Raw genomic sequence first — 18477 nt, forward strand, 5'->3', positions numbered from 1 at the left:
GTCCTGCCACGGCAGGCGAGGAGATGGCATACGAAGAAGTAGTCAAGACAAATCTTTCTGAAACGAGCCCTATCAAAAACGGAACTTGCTAAGAGCCGCTGGTCTCATCCCATCCTGACAGATAGGGCCTGGTCGGTATGGTTGCTCAGGCAGATATTGCGCGGCACATCTCCAATGACAAAGTCGGCGATCTGGTCGAACTGATTTCTTCTTAGTTTCCAACGATCAATGAGCACATGTTTGAGAGGTGCCAGATATGGCGACATGTGATGTGTGCGGTAATGAATACGACAAGGTTTTTACGATCACCCATGAGGATCGCAGCGGCACATTCGATAGCTTCGAATGTGCAATCTCTGTGATGGCTCCGCAGTGTGCCCACTGTGGAGTCAAAATTATAGGCCACGGCATCGAAGATGCAGAGCAAATGTATTGCTGTGCACACTGTGCACGGAAAGCAGGCCAATCCGAAGCAACTGACCGAGTTTCATAGTCTGAATTACACACCAGTGCCCCGATTCCAAATAATGGATCGGGGCACTGGTGTCCGTCTGAAAGGTTTTGGTCTGGAGATTACGTGAGATTGTGGTCCAGCAGGTCAGCCAGCTGTTTGGGGTGTTCTAGCGGCAACAAGTGCGCCGCATTTTCGATGATCTCCAGGTTGGAGTTCTGGATATGTTGCGCCATGTATTGTGCGTGCTCGACCGTACACATCTGGTCCTGGTCACCGGCGGCGATAAAGATTGGCATGGCAATTTCGTCTAACCGGTCGGTAGCATCGTAGGCAGCAAGTGCCCTGCACATTTCTGCATAGGATCTATCATCAGTAGCTGTCATCGACTCTTTTTGGATCTCAAGCTTCTTGGTCTCAGCGAAACCGTTGGCCACCCAGAGGCTGGCAGACATTTCGACCATGGCTTCGGTCCCAGATTCCATCACCAGCTGGTAGCGCTCTTCCCAGTTTTCCGGTTCGTCGATCTTCGGTGCAGAGGCGAGCACCGCGATCCCGTCAAAAAGTTCTGCGTGTTCTAACGCAAGCTGCAGAGCAACCTGTCCAGAAATAGACAGGCCCGCAAAATAGACCTTGGATCCGGCTTTGATGGTGCCGGTGTACCGGAGGTTTTCGACTAGTTCGGCGACGGCGTCGGCAATTTCTTCTATCGTGATGGATTCGTGGTGAGCCGGTGATTGACCCTGGCCTGGTAGGTCAAAGCCGATGACCTGGAACCGGTGGGCCAGATGTCGGGCCATGTCCATAAACAGCCCTTGCACTGAGGTGCCCATGCCTGGGCCCACAATTAATGTGTCTCGCACGTGTGGGTCAAAGGAGCCGGATTCGGTCAGTCGGATCACTGCAATGTGCGGGTTGGCCACGGTCAATCACTCATTCCACAGTTAGCTGATCAATAGGGCAGGTTCCTCCAGGATAGCTGCCACATCAGCCAAGTAGGCACCCGCCTCGACCCCGTCAACGATTCGGTGATCAAATGATGCGCCCAGCGTGGTGACCCAGCGAGCTTCGATCTTGCCGTCAACGACCCACGGTTTTTGTTTGATCGCACCGAACGCAACGATCCCGGTCTCCCCTGGATTCAAGATGGGGGTACCGGTGTCCAGGCCGAGCACGCCGATGTTGGTGATCGTGATGGTGCCGCCGGTCAGTTCTGCCGGTTGGGTTTTGCCATCGCGTGCCCGCTGGGTGAGTTCTTGAATCGCTTCGGCCATTTCCAACTGACTGAGTTGGTGGGCGTTTTTGATATTCGGAACTAACAACCCGCGCGGGGTGGCTGCGGCGATGCCGAGGTTGACGTGGTGATGCAGCGTGTAGGTGTCTTCGTTCCAGGTCGCATTTGCCTGCGGCGTGTTCAGTGCTGCCTGGGTGACCGCCATGGACAATACGAGCAGCGGCGAGATGCGCACGTCTGCATAGCGCGGATGTTTCTTCAGCGTCTGAATGTACTCCATGGTCCGGGTGGCATCGATCTCGCGGAAGACCGTGATGTGCGGGGCCGTGGTATACGATGCGGTGACCGCTTTGGCCGTTGCCTTGCGCACGCCAGTGACCTTGATCGTCTCCGACCCTTCCGGAGCTTTCGGTGCTGCGGCAGGCTGCTGACCGGTGCCGTCTAAAATGGCCTGAACATCAGCGCGGGTAACCTCACCGTGTTGGCCCGTCGGTGTGATCGCGCTCAGATCGACGCCGTGATCTTTGGCCAGTTTTCGCACGGGTGGTTTGGCCAAGACCTTGGTGAACAGGTCGGATTTTTGCACCGGTGCCGGTTCCGGGGCGGGTTGGGCATCTTCAACCGGTTCTGGCTCGACGGGGCTTTCGATCTCGGCGGGTGCCTCTGGCTGTGGACGGCGGCGCCGGCGTCGTCGTCCAGGAGTATCTTCTTTGGGCCCGGAGCCGACTAGCGGGGCTTGGACGGGTTCGTCGTCGCCGTCAGTGCTCTGGGTGACTTGGATGGCAAAGAAGTTGTCGCCCACGTTGACCGTGTCGCCGACTTCGACGAAGAGTTCTTTAACAACTCCGGCCCATGGGCTGGGGATTTCCACGAGCGATTTGGCGGTTTCAATTTCGGCAACGACTTGGTTGACGGTCACGGTGTCGCCGACCTTGACCATCCAGTTGACCAGATCGGCTTCGGTGAGTCCTTCGCCGACGTCGGGCAGGGTAAAGATCTTCATGTGTGCTCCTTGCGCGGCGTTAGTAGGTGAAGGTGTCGTCTACGGCGTCCAGGATCCGGTCCACTGAGGGTAGATAGTCCTGTTCTAACCGCGATGGTGGATACGGCATGTGGTAGCCGCCCACGCGTTTGACCGGCGCTTCAAGGCTCAAAAAGGCCTGTTCCATGAGTCCGGCGGAGATTTCGGCACCGAATCCGGCAAATGTGGAGGCTTCCTGGATGACGACGGCGCGGCCGGTGGATTGCACCGCGGTGGTGATGGTGTCGGTATCCAACGGCGAGATGCCGCGGATGTCGAGGACTTGGAGGTCATAGCCATCTCCGACGCCGGCTTCGGCTGCGGCCAGCGCGGTGGCAACCTGTGGACCCCAGGCCAGTAGGGTGGCGTCTTTGCCCGGGCGGGCTTCCACTGTGGCAAATGGGTCGGTGACCGGGCTGTCGAAGTCGACGTCGCTGCGCACGAAGTAGTGCTTTTTGGGCTCCAGCAGAATGATCGGGTCGGCCGATTGGATCGCGGCCCGGGTGACCCAGTAGGCGTCGTGCGCGTTGGAGTAGGTGACGACTTTCAGGCCCGCGGTGTGGGCGAAGTACACTTCGGGTGATTCCGAGTGGTGTTCGACCGAGCCGATGCCGCCGCCGTAGGGCAGCCGGATGGTCACGGGGAACTGCTGGGTACCGCGGAAGCGGGAGTGCATCTTGGCCAGTTGCGAGACGATCTGGTCGAAGGCCGGGTAGACGAAGCCGTCGAACTGGATTTCGGCTACCGGGCGCATCCCGGCCTGGGCCAGCCCGATTGAGGTGCCGACAATGCCGGATTCTCCCAGGGGTGCATCCACCACACGGTCGGACCCGAAGCGGGCGGCGAGGCCCTCGGTGACGCGGTAGACGCCACCCAGGGCGCCGATGTCTTCGCCCTGGAGCATCACGGATTCGTCTGCGGCTAACTCATCGGCCAGGGCGCGGTTGACCGCCTGACCGATCGTGAGTTTTTTGGTTCCGGAGGAAACGTCATCAAACACGGCGGTCACGCGTCTTCGCCCTCCATCCAGCGATCAAATTCGGCGGCCTGTGCTTCGACCAGCGAGTGACCATCGGCGTAGACGAGGTCGAATTTCTCGCGCAGGCTCACAGTATCGGGCGCATCAACGATCTTGTCGCGCAGGCTGGCGGCAAGCTCGTCGGCTTCGGCTTCCACTTCGGTAAAGAACGCATCGCTATAGTCAAAACGACGGCGCAGGTACGCTTCGGTGCGCACCATTGGGTCGGCTTGAGCGTGTGCTTGTTCTTCTTCTTTGGTGCGATACTTCGTCGGATCATCGGCGGTGGTGTGGGCACCCATACGGTAGGTGTGGGCTTCTACCAGCACCGGACCTTTGCCACGGCGGGCGTGATCCACGGCGCGGTCCATGACGGCGGCCGTTGCAATTGGGTCGTTGCCGTCGACGGCGAATCCGTCGAATCCGTAGCCTTGGGCGCGTTTGAATAACGGCACCTTGGATTGGACTTCAAATGGCGTGGAGATGGCCCAGTAGTTGTTCTGAATAAAGAAGACCACGGGCGCATCGAACGATGCGGCAAAGACCATGGCCTCGTGGACGTCGCCCTCGGTTGAGGCACCATCACCGAAGCAGGCGATCGAAACGCGGCCTTCTTCTTTGCGGCGAGCATCGGTCCAGCCGCGCTGTTTTTGGGCCATGCCCCAGGCGTACCCGGTTGCGTGAAGCACCTGGGCTGCGAGCACCACGGTGTAGGGCTGCATGTTGTAGGCGTTGGGGTCCCAGCCGCCGTGGACGGCGCCTCGGAAGAAATCAAAGACGTTTTCATCGGGGATGCCACGACCGCGGGCCATGACGTGTTCGCGATAGGTTGGGAAGATCCAGTCGCGGTCTTCCAGCGCGGTGACCACACCGGCTTGAGCAGCCTCTTGACCAATCGATGGTGTCCAGAGCACCAGCTGTCCCTGACGCTGAAGATTCACGCCTTCTTGATCAATGCGGCGAGTGTGCGCCATCAGCCGGTACATTTCGGCAACACGTTCGTGGCCGATGGCGGAGGCGTCGTCTACAAAAGCTTGAGCGGCATCGGTCGGGTCAAAAAACCCGTCGGCAGAGAGGATCCCGATGGCTTCTTCGGGCAACTGATGCCCGATCGGAGACGAGATGGTCGACATATGCATTTCTCCTGGTGAGAGATGGACGCTGACGCTTCGGGTTATGAAGGAGAACAGCGAAAATTTTCATGACGTTAGCTTCATCGTACCCGGTGGTGGAGGGCAGTCGTGAGGCTAGTCACATGTATTGTACACCCATTGACTTGGTCGCGTGTATAGCTTCCTGTACGCCGACGGCGGGGGCTGGTCAAGCGTGTATCTGACGTGGATTTTCGCCAAATTCCGCGCTTCGTTGCGCTTACGCCGATGCGTCCCGCCCACCCTAGATCGAGCCGTCAAAAGTAGTGGAATTTTTCCACTACTTGGCGTGCTGTGACGCATTCGAAGAAAAGAGATATAACTCATCTGTAACAATTCGGCGTTTCGTACATTTCCTCAAGGAACGTGTCATTCCCAACGTGTCATGAGTGTTTGTAGACTTGAACAGTTAGTGCCGAGTTTTAAAGCCGAAAGGATTGCTCAATGGCTACTTCTCAAGATGTCCTCGTTGCCGGGGCGGGCCTCATTGGTCTGTGTACTGCGTATTCGTTAGCGCGTGCAGGTCACCGTGTGACAATGATCGACAAGGATGAGGTGGGCTCCGGTGCTGCACGTGGCAATGCCGGTGAGATCACCCCGATCCAGGTGACCCCCATGCCACAACCTGAGCAACTCAAAGAGATCTTCCGCGGGATCACCACGAATCGCCATTATTTGGGCATTGCCCCACTGGCCGCTCCGATGCTGACAGCGTTCGGCACCGGTTTCATTTACAACACCCTGCCGTCCAACGTGCGTAAAAACACCCAAAATCTGGATCAACTGGTGCGGGGAGCCTTCGCCGCATTTGATTCCTACCACGCCGATGGCATCTCCTTGGCGGGTGGCGGTTATGGCTTCCTGAACACGCACACCTCGGTTGATGCTCTGATGGAATTCAGAGATGAACAGGTAGCTCGCGCAGAAATGCTGGGACAAGAAACGCCCGGGCAGATCATGCTCGACGGCGATCTGCACGACTTTGAACCGGTCTTGGATGAGCACGTGCGTGCCGGGTTCTTGGCCCCAACCGAGCGCTACATCGATCCAAGCCTGTTCGTTGATGAGCTGCATGCCAAGCTCACAGCACTTGGCGCCGAAATCCTGGAGCACACCGAACTGGTGGGCATCAACAATAACAAGGCCACGTTGCGCACCGACCAGGGCCAAACGACCCGTGGGTTTGATAAGGCAGTGGTGGCCACCGGCGCCTGGACAACGCCTGCCATTGAAGGTCTGGCTGAAACCCGAAAAGCTTACGTAACTTCCGGGACCGGCTACTCCTATCACGTTCAACCAGAGCGCCTGCCCAGCTACCTGTTGGCATCGATTGATCGCAAAACCATCGGGGTGCCCATTTCTGGCAAGCTGCGCGTGGTCGGCCTCATGGATTTCTCCACGGAGATCGAAAAGTTCTCCAAACGTCGCATCGATCACCTGGCATCCCAGGCATCGGCTTTCATTCAAGGCATTGCCGATAAACCACGCTTTGACGAGTGGACCGGTCCCCGCCCCATGACCCCAACCGGGCTACCAATTATTTCGCCGCTGAAGACCAGCCCGAACGTCATTGTGGCAACCGGTCACAACATGCATGGCCTGTCGCTGGGACCGGTCACCGCCGAAGTCGTGGTGTCGATGGTCGAAGATAAACCCGGTGTGGTAGCCGGCTCCCAAATCGACATGCGGCCATTCGCGCTCTGAGCGCAGACGAAACTAGCCGTTGAGGCGTGGGGCGAAGTCGGTGGCCACTTGGATCACTCGATCATTGGCTTCGACTTCGCCAATTGAAACGCGCACACCCTCGGGGTGGAACGCACGCACAGACAGGGCCTGAGTGTCACAGGCATCCGAGAAGGCTTGGGACAGTTCGCCCAGCGGCAGCCAAACGAAGTTCGCTTCGGTCGCCGGCGGGTTGTATCCCAAGTCGTTGAAGGCTTGCCAGACGCGGGCGCGCTCAGAGACCACCTTTTCGGTATGAGCCAGGACCTCATCAAGATGCGTCAGGGAAGCATGTGCGGCTTCAACACCAACACTTGAGGTTGCAAAGGCTGGCACCACAACCTTCAGTGGTAACGAAATTTGCGGTGGCGCAATCGAGTACCCCACACGCATATTTGCCAACCCGTGAGCCTTTGAGAAGGTGCGCAATACGGCAACGTTAGGGAACTCGCGGTACAGCTCAAGGTAATTATCGACGTCGTCGTTGCGAACGAATTCCAGATAAGCGGCATCGATGGCAATCAGGATGTTGTCTGGGACCTGCTGAATGAATGCTCGCAACGCGCTGGTCGTGGCGATGGTGCCGGTTGGGTTATTCGGAGTGCACAGCATGATCATTCGGGTGCGGTCGGTAATTGCGGCCAACATACCTTCAAGGTCCATGGTGCCGTCTGCTGCGAGCGGGACCTGGACATCTTTAGCACCGGCGGAACGAATCACGATCGGATAGGCCTCGAAGGAGCGCCACGGGATGATGACTTCGTCTTGGGAACCGTCCTCATTGGTTCCGGCGAAGGTTTGGACCAGGCCGGTCAGGATACCCAGCGAGCCGGCGCCGACGGTGACGTCGTCAACGGGAACATCATAGATTTGGCCTATGAGTTCGCGCAGCTTCAGGTAGGTGGTTTCCGGATAGCGCTGCACGGATTGGGCTGTCACGGCGGCGGCCATGGCGTCAAGTGCTTGGGGCACCGGCGCATAGGGGTTCTCGTTGGAGGCGAGTTTATAGGGAGTCAGCCCCGGTGTTTCGACCGGCGGTTTACCGGATTGGTATGCGGGCAGTTGGTTGAGCATGGGGCGCGGGTAGACAGCTGAAGAATCCATGCTCGCTAGTCTACCGATACGCCTGATGTTGTGGTGCGTTGGTGTCTGGCTAGGCGGCACCAAGTCGATCGATGATGGCTTGAGCGCCCTGGCGCAGGAGGTTGACGATATGCGCCTCGTCGACTTCTTGACGCGGAAAGACCACCGCCAGTGACGCGGGAAGCTGGCCGGCAACCAGCAGCGGTACGGCCACAGATCCAACCCCGGGGATGACCTCGTCGAATGAGGAGGCATAGCCGTCGGTTTGCGCTTGGAGGAGGTCAGCCTGGGCTTTCTCGGACAGTTCCAGCCCTTCGAGATCAGCGCGTTGCTGTTCGCTGAGTCCAGAGAGGAGCGCCACGCCCGGGGCGCCGCGGTCCAGATGATGTCGGGTGCCTGGGTGTTGTGTCACCGCGTGCGAGGTGGTGGCTTCAACCGTGAGCAGGGTAAAGCAATCAGTGCCTTGGGCGACGGCGATAAAACACGACATTTCCAGGGCATCGGCGATCTTCGTCATGATCGGCAGCCCAACGGTTTGCAGCGAATTTTCCACTCCTCGTGCAAGATTCGTCAGCCCTGCAGCCGGCAGGATCTTACCGGCGTCATCGCGTCGCAAAAGATAGTGCGCCTCTAAGGTGCGCAGTAGACGATACGCCGCAGAACGGTGGACCCCTAACTGCTGGGCGACTTCACCAATGGTGGGCGGGACATCAGCGGCACAGACAAATTCCAGGAGCTGAATTCCTCTGGACAGCGTCAATGACAGGCTGCCACCGGCGGGCTCGGACATAACTACTTCTCCTCGACAGTGTGATTTGGCAAATAGGTCAATCGTGGGTAGGCTCACAGCTAATAGTTCTCTAATCGAACACTGTGTTCAAATATAGAACATACATTGTTTTCTGGAACGTTGCGAGCCGTACAGGAGTAAGTCATGCAATTTCACCATCACGGATATGTCTCCACTCAGCCACGAGTTCAACCTGCCGCCGGCACCGGTTTGAACCGTCCTGAGGAACTTCCCGACACCATGGACGTGTTGATCGTTGGATCCGGTCCAGCAGGTATGACGACTGCTGCCACCTTGTCCTCCTACCCTGATGTGCATACTCGCCTCGTCGAGCGTCGTGACGGCCGCCTGGTATTAGGCCAAGCTGATGGTATTCAGGCCCGTTCGGTCGAAACGTTCAACTACTTTGGCTTCTCCGATGAGATCACCAACGAGGCGTACTGGCTGACCGAAATGAACTTCTGGACCCCCGATGAGCAAAACCCAGAAAACATTTCCCGTACTTCGCGCGAGCTCGATGACCCAACCGGTATCTCGGAGTTCAAACACTTGGTCGTCAACCAGGCTCGCGTGCTGGACTACTTTGCTGAATTCGCCGAGCGCTCCCCGTCCCGTCTAAAACCAGACTACGGCTATGAGTTCGTGTCCCAAGAGGTCGATGAAACGCACGAATACCCGATCGAAGTTGCACTGAAGATCACTGCTGGACCACAGGAAGGCGAAATCCGTCGCGTTCGCACCAAATACCTCATTGGTTCCGACGGCGCCCACTCGAAGGTTCGCAAATCCATCGGTCGTGTCCCAATTGGTGACAAATCAGACCACGCCTGGGGCGTTATGGACGTGTTGGTCGAGTCCAACTTCCCAGACATTCGCACCAAATGCTCAATCCACTCGCACGACGGCGGCTCGATCCTGCTGATCCCACGCGAAGGTGGCTTCCTGGTTCGCTTCTACGTCGACCTGGGCGATGTGGATCCAGATGATGGCGGCAAGGTTCGCGAAACCCCACTGCAAGAAATCATCGACCGCGCCAACAAGATCCTGCACCCGTACACCGTGGACGTCAAAGAAGTCGCCTGGTGGTCGGTCTACGAAGTCGGTCACCGTGTAACCGATAAATTCGACGACGTCGACGCTGGTCAGGAAGACGAGAAGAACCCTCGCATCTTCGTCACCGGCGATGCCTGCCACACCCACTCGGCCAAAGCTGGTCAGGGTATGAACGTTTCCATCCAGGACGGTTTCAACCTCGGCTGGAAGATTGGTCAGGTCTTATCAGGCTACTCCGATCCATCGTTGTTGCACACCTACTCGGGTGAACGCCAGGAAATTGCCCAGAACCTTATCGACTTTGATAAAGAATGGTCGGGCCTCATGGCGGCAAAACCAGAAGATCTGCCATCGCCTGACTATGTGGCGAAGTTCTACACCAAGACTTTCGAGTTCCCGTCCGGTTTCATGACCGAATACAAACCATCCCCGCTGACCACCAACAATGCCCACCAGGACCTAGCCCAGGGCTACACAATCGGTAAGCGTTTCAAATCAGCGAAAGTCAGCCGTGTTTCGGATACCAACCCAGTAGAATTGGGTCACTTGCACGAAGCAGACGGCCGCTGGCGCATCTACGTCTTCGGCGACGACAAAGCCTCGACTGATGCCGCCAATGGCGCCAACACCTTCGGTGAATGGTTGGGTAGCGATGCGAACTCGCCAATCCTGAAATACACCCGCAATGGCTGCGATATCAATAGCGTATTCGACGTCAAAGTCATCTACCAGCAGCCCAAGGAAGAAATTGAACTGATGGAAACCCCATCGATCTTCCGCCCGGTTGTTGGGCCGTTCCAGATCACCGATCTAAATCAGGTCTTTGGCATCCTGGCCGACGACAGCATCTTCGACGCCCGGGAAATCTCGAAAGACGGCGCAGTCATTGTCGTTCGTCCTGATGGCTACGTCTCGACCGTCCAGCCCCTGGATGCTACCGGTGCCATCGCAGAACTATTCGACGGGATCTTCACTCCACAGAACTAATGTCCGATTGATTTGCAGTCTATTAAGATTGCCATTTCTTCCGTAAAGCGCTCAGTTCAGGGTTGAACTGAGCGCTTTACGTTTCGCTCATTTCAAATCTCCTATGACACGAAACTAATTTGCCCACTGGGTTCAAGGCAGAAGTATTTGACTTCGGAAAGATCCTCGAAGCCGTTGAGTCTTAATTGTGAATAGAGCGCATCCTTGGTTAAGAATTCACGCTGTGCGGTGTTATGCATAATCTTGTTATGCATAATCTGCCCAGCTTTAATCAACGGAGCCGAGCATGGGGTGGTGAGGTTATCCAACCAGGTTCAGTGCTAGCTGCCGAGATGAGGACGGTCAGAATCAGATCGGAGGCATTGAACTCTTCGGATCAAGAGCACAGGGGCCCAACATCCAGCCGGTACGAGATACCGATCTGCGATGCCTCCTCCCGGCATGTCTCGGGGATGCTATGCACAGGTAACAGTGGACTGATTGATCAACGTATCCCGCACGGAGCGCTCTGCAGAAACGCAGCAAGGCAAAAATGTCCTCGATTATTGGTTTTTCCGTGGCTATTTAGGGTCGCGTTTAGGCATCACCAATATCTTCGTGGCACGATTGTCTTATGTATTATCTTCTCCGAACCCTTGTCACCGCAGCATCGTTCTGGGTAGCCCTCTGGATCCTGCCCGGCATGGACATCTCCTCCGATTCCGGAACCGTAGGTACCAGCGAAACCATCATCAGCTTGCTGATCGTCTCGGTCGTGTTCGGTCTCGTCAATGCGATCGTGCGACCAATCGTCAGTTTCTTATCGCTGCCCATCACGTGTTTGACTCTGGGATTATTCACAATCATCATCAACGCGGCGATGTTGTCGCTAACGGTATGGATTACCTCCTTCTTACCCATTCACGTGGTCATCGACAGCTTCTTCTGGACGACCATCTTGGCAGCGCTGATCATCTCAGTTGTCTCAGCAATCGTGAACCGTCTCATTGGAGCAGTCACCGAGTAACCACTGCTACTTGGTAGCTGCTGCCGTCATCCATTCATCCAATGGTCGAATGGACACAATCTTTTTCGGTTCCCGATCGAATGCGCTCGGGTGAGCGAGCGGATCCTGTGGAGGCGTGGCCGCTTGACGGTCCAAGTGAAACTGTTGGACCGATACCGTCCCGTCCATTTTGTTTTCCAAGCTTTGTAACGGAATCTGTGCTGCCCTGGCGACTTCTGGATCGTGGAGCGCCTCGGCAAGCTGATGGTCGATGACTTCGAAATTATGTTCGGGACCAAAAACTCCGGCAGGCACCTCGTGGTCAGGATAGCCTTTGACTTCTATGGTCGTGCGATTGATCCGCCCCTCATTGCTGGCACCGGTGAGTGCGGTGACTTTGTCGTGTTGGTGTTCTATGTGTACAAAGTTCGTTGAAAGATCATCGGTTCGACGGTGGCCTGTCGGCGCGGCCACGGTGAGAACATCTGGGATGGCATATTTGGCCTTCATTTTGTCGCTCATCCCGATGTTCATGGCGTGTGTACCACCTTGGCTATACCCCATGGGAATGATCGTCGCTCCAGCCGGCACACCAGCTTGTTCCAAAATCTGCATGGTTGCGTCCTCAACATGGACTGAGTCGGCTGCGACAGATTCCACCACGCCGGTTGCTCCAAAGGCGTTTTCTTGTTGGAGCAGGCCCAGCGGCCCGGAATCATCGCCGAGTGGCGTGGTGCCCGAATACATCACCGCATAGGCTTCTGTTCCATCCTGCTGAAGGATCTTCGCGACGGTGACCGTGTCAGGTTCGTATGCGTAATCTTTCATTAGCTGCATGGCTTTGGTTGACCCACCATCGTGTATCGACTCACGGGGCTGCCAACCATCAGCTCCCGGTGTCTGGGTGACGTTTTCGACGTCATACGGCGCCAGCTGCATCAGACCGAATTGCTCCAAGGTGTGTGCTAACATCCCGTAGGTTCGTTGGGTCGGGGCCAGGTCCCAGATATTTTCGTCGAGTCCGAAGGTCCAGCCTATGGCATGTCCAATGGCAAATTTTGATCCTGGAACGAAGCGATCAGCCGCCGAAAATGCGGTTTCGACCGGAGACCACAGAGAGCTGGTGGTGCCACGGATAGCAAGCTCATACATATCGTTTGGCACATCCAGGCTCGTGGTCGCGCCCAGCACGCTGAGCACGACCGCACTGGGTGTGACCGCAAGGGTCATCAGATTGGTGATTTGGGCTTCGGCCTCCAGATACGCAGCTACCGCAAATTCGACACCATAGGTCAACACCTCAACTTCAGCCTGCATCCCCATCAGACCCGTGGACAGTCCAAAGGTTTTGGCTCCAATGAGTGGCCCCTGGGGCGTCATGATTGTCACGCCGGTCAGAATGCCACCGGCCAACATGGCATCTCCGGCTAATTGCATTGTTTGTTCTGTGGCTTTTCGCAGGTGGGCGGCACCCAAGGTGAGCTCATCGAGATTCGTTCGCCAATGCGTTGGCCCACCGGTGACGTTGGCACTCATCAGCACACCTGATCAATCACACTGGATGCTGCAGCGCCGGCGGTAGCTCGGGCGGTGGCCAGTAAGGTCTGCAAGCTGGCCACTATGGTGCGCAGTTCGTCGATGCTCAGCCGGGCCAGGCGCACGGTTTCCAATGCGGTGGCTTCAAGCTCTTTGGCATTCAGTTGACGGGAGCCCAGCGCTTCGCGAAAGGCTTGCCCCGCCGGTGAATGCCACTCCAATGCTTGTGCCGCGACAAGTTTGACGTAGACCTGCTCGATACCATCGGCCACTGTTCGAAGCTTGACCACCAGCTGTTCCAGGGCCTCGATTTGTGCAGCCAACACGTTGAGTCCCATTTGAGCTGTCGACGGGTTATTGACCCACTGTTGGACTGCCGACGATGCCATATCGCAGGCACCGTTTGTCACGTATCCAATGCCCGAGGTAATTTCGGGCAGTGAAGGAATCAGAACCATCACCATCAGTCGCCTCCTGTGTGCAAGAAGTAATCATTGGCACCAGCGTAGAAACCTGCGACAAGGTGCAGCGGCTCCTCCCCTCTTGATGTGGAAAACCGCTGCCGCCGGATTGTGCTGTGGACAAGCATGCGTGCGCAACAGTTGTCACGGGCGACATAAGAAAGGCCAACCCGGGCCACGGGTGGCACAATATGTTTCATGACTGATAATATGCGCGCACGTTTGGCCGATACTGATATTCCATTGGGTCCCCTAGATGGTCGCTACCGCGGGTACGTAGCTGACCTGGTCGACCACCTGTCGGAAGCGGCACTCAACCGCAACCGCGTCCACGTCGAGGTTGAATGGTTCATTCACCTGTGCGACGGCATGGTTGTCCCCGGCCTGAAGCGTCTCACGGATGCTCAGCGTGACGGCCTGCGCGCAATCGTCACCGAATTCAACGAAGCCTCGGTCACCGAACTGGCAGAAACCGAAGCCGTGACCGTTCACGACGTCAAAGCCGTCGAATACTTCATCGCCGCCCGTCTCGAAGCACTCGGGTTGGGGCACCTGAACTCACTGGTGCACTTTGCGTGCACCTCCGAGGACATCAACAACCTGTCCTATGCACTGGGTGTTCGCGACGCCATCCAAGACGTCTGGCTGCCAGCCGCCCAGAAGATGGTCGACGCCATCGCTGAGGTCGCCAACACTGCAATAAACACCCCAATGCTGTCCCGCACGCACGGTCAACCGGCTACCCCAACCACCCTGGGCAAAGAGCTCGCGGTCTTTGTACATCGGCTAAACCGTCAGCTGCACCGTATCTCGACCCAGCAGTATCTGGGCAAGATCAATGGCGCCACCGGAACCTACGCGGCCCACGTTGCCGCCGTCCCACACGCCAACTGGCCCGTCATCGCTCAGGACTTCGTAGAAGGTCTCGGCCTGACCTTCAATCCGCTGACCACCCAGATCGAAAACCACGACTGGATGTCAGAACTCTTTGACGACGTCGCCCGCTTCAACCAAATCCTGCACGGCTTCTGTGTGGATATTTGGAGCTACATCTCCATCGGCTACTTCATCCAGATCCCCGTTGCTGGTGCTACCGGTTCATCAACGATGCCGCACAAGGTCAACCCGATCCGCTTCGAAAATGCTGAAGCCAACCTCGAGCTGTCCAATGCCCTGCTGACCACGCTGGGCACCACACTCATTGAATCTCGTTGGCAGCGCGACCTGACCGACTCGACGTCCCAGCGCAACATCGGTGTCGCCCTCGGCCACTCGGTGCTGGCCATGGCCAACGTCACCCGCGGCATGGGCCAGCTCGACGTCGCCGACGATGCTCTAGCAGCTGACCTAGAGACCAACTGGGAGGTGCTGGGTGAAGCCATCCAGACCGTCATGCGTGCAGAAGCCATTGCAGGTACCGCCGGCATGGAGAACCCCTATGAGCGTCTCAAGGATCTGACCCGTGGCCAGCGGGTGGATGCCGCCCGCATGCGCGAATTCGTCGGCGAACTGGGCCTGTCGGACGCCGCTGAACAGCGTCTCAAAGACCTCACCCCCGGCACATACACCGGGCTGGCCGCTGATCTTGCCCGCGAACACCTTGGTGGACAAAACCGCGGCTAAGAACCACACAACCTTGCGTTAACAGCGCTGCGGACGCCCCTGGTGGGACGTCCGCAGCGCTGTGGTATTTCAGGGGTCTAGCCGGTGGCTCCTGGGCGCATGGCCGGGTGTGCAAATTCGGTTGAGATGTTAATATTGACCACCGCAACGCCCTCACCGAGCTGGATCCACTCGGCAAATGTATCCAGGTCCTCCAGCGTATTGACGGTGATACCGGTGGCTCCCATGGCTTGTCCGATGGCCGCAAAATCGGTCGGCGGCAAATACATCGCCGTAGCATCGGCACCAATTGCGGCGTATTGGTGAATTTCAGCACCGTAGGCCGCATCATTGAAAACGAGCACCGCACCGTGGTCGGTTTCGTGCAGGAAGGTTGGCAGGTCAGCCAGGGCCATTTGTCCGCCGCCATCCCCCGAGATGACCGTCGTGAATTTGCCCGGAGTGCCCACCGTAGCACCGACGGCCGATCCGAAGCCCAGCCCGATCGACTGAATCGCGGTGCCCACGGCGATCATGCTGGCCGGATCCGGAATATCCAAGCGCTCGCCAATCCAGGTAATGAAGTGGCCGCCGTCCAACACGATCTGGCGGTTGGCCGGCAATAGACCATTGAGGCGTTCTGCGACATGACGTGGATGCAGTCGGCCGTCGGTTCCATACACCGGTTCGGTTGACAACGTATCTTGTGCCACAAGGCCTGCCAGTTGGCCGCGATAGCTCGACGGCGTGGGCTCCAGCCGTTTGACGGCGGCTATCAGGCGCGGCAGGGCATCGGTCAGGTCCGCGCCCACGGTGTTGGCCTGCGGCAGGGTCAGGTTCCACTTGGAGGTCAGGTCAATGCGGTAAATATTGTCGGTACCAAACAGCGCACCTTTGCGGGTTTGGAAATTATTGCTCGTCGCGCCCAGAATCAGCACCATATCGGCAGCCTGCACGGCGGGCAGCTTATATTCGGGGGTGAAGCCTCCGGCAATACCCAGCGAGTGTTCGGAACCGGTGACGTTCGAGGCGGTCAGCGAGTGCATGAAGACGGCGCCCACAGTATCACCCAGCTGGCGGGCCAGGGGTCCCGTATTGGTGCGGACCACGCCCCCACCGGTCAAAATTAGCGGACGTTGGGCGGACACCAGGGCACGGGCGATCTCATCGATTTGTGCATCGCTGGCTTTGGTCCGGGCAATCGGTTCATAATAGCTAGTGGCCTGCACGTCGTCCACGGGCGCATCGGCCAGATCATAGGGCAGCATAACCACCACGGGTTCTTGGCCATCGGCGGCCATATCGAAGGCCCGAGCGATGCCAGCGGCAGCATTATCCTGGTGCAGCGTGACCACCGGAATGTTCAGCCCAACGGTCACCGTGGTCTGATCGATATCAAATGGACGGCGTCCTGTAGAGGGTGCATCGCCCACCAGAACAACCATGGGGATCCGTGCCAGCTGGGCTTCGGCCAGTCCGGTGGTCATATTGGTGAAACCAGCACCGTAGGTGGCCGTGGCAACCGCCATGGTCCCGGTGGCCCGGAAGTAGGCATCGGCTGCGGTCACGGCCGCGACTTCGTGGCGCACCGAGGTAAACGGGAAACCTGCTGCGGTGAGTGCCGAGACAAAATCGACGTTGCCGTTGCCGATGAGCCCAAAGACGCGATCGACGCGTTCAGTTACGACCTTGACGAGCACATCTGTGACGGTTGTTTGTTGTACCGGTGATTGCACCATGGAAGTCCTCCTGACAAGCTATACTGTGATTACCTTCACTGAACAGAGCAGGAAGATCAAGTCACTTAAAATTAATTGAGCATTATGCTCAAAAATCCCTAACAGGAAGTACTGAATGGCAACCTCGAAGCCGACACGCGAGCTTGACGGGCTCGATGCAGAGATTCTGCTGGCGCTGGTCGAAGAACCTGACGCTACAACGGTTTCCCTTGCGCAGCGGCTTTCGGTGTCGCGTAATACAATCCAGGCGCGACTGCAAAAACTCAACGACGGCGTGCTGGAATCATTCCAGCGCCGCATTACCCCGCGAGCGCTGGGGTATGAGGTCACGGCGTTTATGAACGCTTCAATTCGCCAGGGCTACGATAAACAGACCATGCAGGCGCTGTCGGAGATCCCCGAAATCATGGAAATTTTTGCCACCACCGGCGACGCTGATTTACGGCTGACCATTGCGGCAACTTCCCCCGAGGATCTCTACCGGGTCAACCATCTGATCCTGGATATCCCCGGGATCGTGCGCACCTCTACGGCCGTGGTGCTGCGCGAATTTTTGGGTTATCGCACCAAGCCGTTGCTGGAGCGCATCGCCGAGTAGTGTTACTCGTCGTCGAGCATGAAGGCGCCGCGGTTGGTCAGTGCATAGATCAGATCGTCTTGGGTGACCTGGGCTTCGTTGCGCATGATCGCCGCTTTTGCTGCAGACCGTGCTGCAAGTGTCAGCTCAGCCTGCGACAGCCCCTCAAAGTACTGCTCGTACACATCGGCTTCATTCATCACCGGTGTTGGTGCCCGGTCCCCCAGCTGGGAACGAAGCACTCGCATTGCTTCCTGTGAGGTGGGCAGCGAGAAGTTCAACACGGTATCGAAGTGGCGGAACATTGAGCGATCCAGCACCCCGCGACGGTTCGTTGCAGCAATCGCCACCGACCCTTTGCCCAGCACATCGACAAACAGCAAGAACGCTTTGAATACGCGCCGGGTCATCCCGGTGATGGTGTCATCACCAATCGTGTCGAAGACATCAAAGAGGTACACAGCACGACGACGAGCCAAGCGGTCGAAAACCTCACGCAACGACGGCACATCTTCTTCGGCTGAATACACGTTGAGCAGGTTATCCAGATATACGGTCACCAACGGGATACCCAGCTCTGCCGAGAGCACTTCGGCGGTTGCCGTCTTACCGGTGCCTGCAGGGCCTTCCATGAGCAACCGGTGGGCCGGTGTGAACCCAAAGTCGCGCAGCAACGCTGCACTGCGGTGTTCTTCAAGAATTTGGCGCACCCGCTCAATGAGGTCACCAGAAATTGTGAGCTCTTCGAAATCCGCATCGGGTCGAGAAACTTTAATGAACTCGGCCAGATCCGAGTCAATATCAACACCGAGATCTTCATCCTCAACGGTTTGCAGTTCAACCGTCTCGCCGCGAGCCAGCTCAATGGCTTTGCGAATTTCGGTTGCCGCGTTCCGTCGTCCTTCAGACAATTCACGGTGAGCCACATCAAGGGCTACCGCATAAAAACCGTCTTCGTCGCCCGCCGCGTGGTTGGCCACCATCGCCGCTATGTCGTGGCTTAGTCCTGACATGGTTGTATCAAATCCTAGGGAAAATGAGTCGGTGCGATCCTAGCATCAACTATA

16 protein-coding genes are annotated in these 18477 nt (G+C 57.4%); 5 read left to right on the forward strand and 11 right to left on the reverse strand.

The window, feature by feature from the left end; genetic code table 11:
- Positions 1 to 573: 573 nt before the first annotated feature.
- Genes A6F49_RS05550 through A6F49_RS05565 form a run of 4 tightly spaced genes read right to left on the reverse strand, consistent with a single transcriptional unit; the run spans position 574 to position 4857 of the window.
- Positions 574 to 1374, reverse strand: a complete 801-nt coding sequence (locus A6F49_RS05550; protein WP_150119403.1) for an alpha/beta fold hydrolase — start codon at positions 1372 to 1374, stop codon at positions 574 to 576.
- Between the two features lie 21 nt (positions 1375 to 1395).
- Complete coding sequence (locus A6F49_RS05555) at positions 1396 to 2688, reverse strand: dihydrolipoamide acetyltransferase family protein (protein WP_043057667.1); 1293 nt, start codon at positions 2686 to 2688, stop codon at positions 1396 to 1398.
- Positions 2689 to 2707: 19 nt separating this feature from the next.
- The gene (locus tag A6F49_RS05560) at positions 2708 to 3715 is read right to left on the reverse strand and encodes an alpha-ketoacid dehydrogenase subunit beta (RefSeq protein ID WP_235604879.1); all 1008 of its coding nucleotides are present in this window, start codon (positions 3713 to 3715) and stop codon (positions 2708 to 2710) included.
- On the reverse strand, positions 3712 to 4857 hold the full coding sequence (locus tag A6F49_RS05565; RefSeq protein ID WP_161485775.1) for a thiamine pyrophosphate-dependent enzyme: 1146 nt from the start codon (positions 4855 to 4857) through the stop codon (positions 3712 to 3714). Before A6F49_RS05565 ends, A6F49_RS05560 begins: the two co-directional genes overlap by 4 nt.
- Positions 4858 to 5319: 462 nt before the next feature.
- On the opposite strand from A6F49_RS05565, the gene A6F49_RS05570 reads away from it, so the two are divergent.
- A complete protein-coding gene (locus A6F49_RS05570; RefSeq protein WP_052504822.1) occupies positions 5320 to 6579 on the forward strand; it encodes an NAD(P)/FAD-dependent oxidoreductase in 1260 nt (419 codons plus the stop codon).
- A gap of 12 nt (positions 6580 to 6591) precedes the next feature.
- Here A6F49_RS05570 and A6F49_RS05575 read toward each other — a convergent pair whose 3' ends face one another.
- Positions 6592 to 7701 carry a histidinol-phosphate transaminase gene (locus tag A6F49_RS05575; RefSeq protein WP_201120252.1) on the reverse strand — a complete coding sequence of 370 codons (1110 nt, stop codon included), beginning with the start codon at positions 7699 to 7701 and terminating at the stop codon, positions 6592 to 6594.
- A gap of 49 nt (positions 7702 to 7750) precedes the next feature.
- Entirely contained in the window at positions 7751 to 8470 is a 720-nt protein-coding gene (locus A6F49_RS05580) for an IclR family transcriptional regulator (RefSeq protein WP_043057663.1), read from the reverse strand.
- A gap of 144 nt (positions 8471 to 8614) precedes the next feature.
- Here A6F49_RS05580 and A6F49_RS05585 point away from each other — a divergent pair, with 144 nt between their 5' ends.
- The gene (locus A6F49_RS05585; protein ID WP_043057662.1) at positions 8615 to 10510 is read left to right on the forward strand and encodes an FAD-dependent monooxygenase; all 1896 of its coding nucleotides are present in this window, start codon (positions 8615 to 8617) and stop codon (positions 10508 to 10510) included.
- 101 nt (positions 10511 to 10611) lie between these two features.
- Here the strand turns inward: A6F49_RS05585 and A6F49_RS18825 are convergent, their stop codons facing one another.
- On the reverse strand, positions 10612 to 10818 hold the full coding sequence (locus tag A6F49_RS18825; RefSeq protein ID WP_150119404.1) for a YetF domain-containing protein: 207 nt from the start codon (positions 10816 to 10818) through the stop codon (positions 10612 to 10614).
- Between the two features lie 305 nt (positions 10819 to 11123).
- Between A6F49_RS18825 and A6F49_RS05590 the strand changes: the two genes are divergently transcribed.
- A complete protein-coding gene (locus A6F49_RS05590; RefSeq protein WP_043057661.1) occupies positions 11124 to 11516 on the forward strand; it encodes a phage holin family protein in 393 nt (130 codons plus the stop codon).
- Positions 11517 to 11522: 6 nt separating this feature from the next.
- Here the strand turns inward: A6F49_RS05590 and A6F49_RS05595 are convergent, their stop codons facing one another.
- Together A6F49_RS05595 and A6F49_RS05600 are read right to left on the reverse strand one after the other, a co-directional pair.
- Complete coding sequence (locus A6F49_RS05595) at positions 11523 to 13031, reverse strand: hypothetical protein (RefSeq protein WP_043057660.1); 1509 nt, start codon at positions 13029 to 13031, stop codon at positions 11523 to 11525.
- On the reverse strand, positions 13031 to 13495 hold the full coding sequence (locus A6F49_RS05600) for a hypothetical protein (RefSeq protein WP_043057659.1): 465 nt from the start codon (positions 13493 to 13495) through the stop codon (positions 13031 to 13033). The genes A6F49_RS05595 and A6F49_RS05600 overlap by 1 nt, the downstream gene beginning before the upstream one ends.
- A gap of 195 nt (positions 13496 to 13690) precedes the next feature.
- Here A6F49_RS05600 and purB point away from each other — a divergent pair, with 195 nt between their 5' ends.
- Positions 13691 to 15115 carry an adenylosuccinate lyase gene (gene purB / locus A6F49_RS05605; RefSeq protein WP_043057658.1) on the forward strand — a complete coding sequence of 475 codons (1425 nt, stop codon included), beginning with the start codon at positions 13691 to 13693 and terminating at the stop codon, positions 15113 to 15115.
- A 77-nt stretch (positions 15116 to 15192) separates the two neighbouring features.
- On the opposite strand, the gene A6F49_RS05610 is transcribed toward purB, so the two are convergent.
- The gene (locus tag A6F49_RS05610) at positions 15193 to 16833 is read right to left on the reverse strand and encodes a thiamine pyrophosphate-binding protein (protein WP_043057657.1); all 1641 of its coding nucleotides are present in this window, start codon (positions 16831 to 16833) and stop codon (positions 15193 to 15195) included.
- Positions 16834 to 16948: 115 nt separating this feature from the next.
- Between A6F49_RS05610 and A6F49_RS05615 the strand changes: the two genes are divergently transcribed.
- A complete protein-coding gene (locus A6F49_RS05615) occupies positions 16949 to 17431 on the forward strand; it encodes an Lrp/AsnC family transcriptional regulator (RefSeq protein ID WP_043057656.1) in 483 nt (160 codons plus the stop codon).
- Between the two features lie 2 nt (positions 17432 to 17433).
- Here A6F49_RS05615 and A6F49_RS05620 read toward each other — a convergent pair whose 3' ends face one another.
- The gene (locus tag A6F49_RS05620) at positions 17434 to 18423 is read right to left on the reverse strand and encodes an ATP-binding protein (RefSeq protein ID WP_043057655.1); all 990 of its coding nucleotides are present in this window, start codon (positions 18421 to 18423) and stop codon (positions 17434 to 17436) included.
- Positions 18424 to 18477: the final 54 nt, after the last annotated feature.

Origin of the sequence: Enteractinococcus helveticum (assembly GCF_001657475.1) — a bacterium.
GTDB lineage: Bacteria > Actinomycetota > Actinomycetes > Actinomycetales > Micrococcaceae > Yaniella > Yaniella helvetica.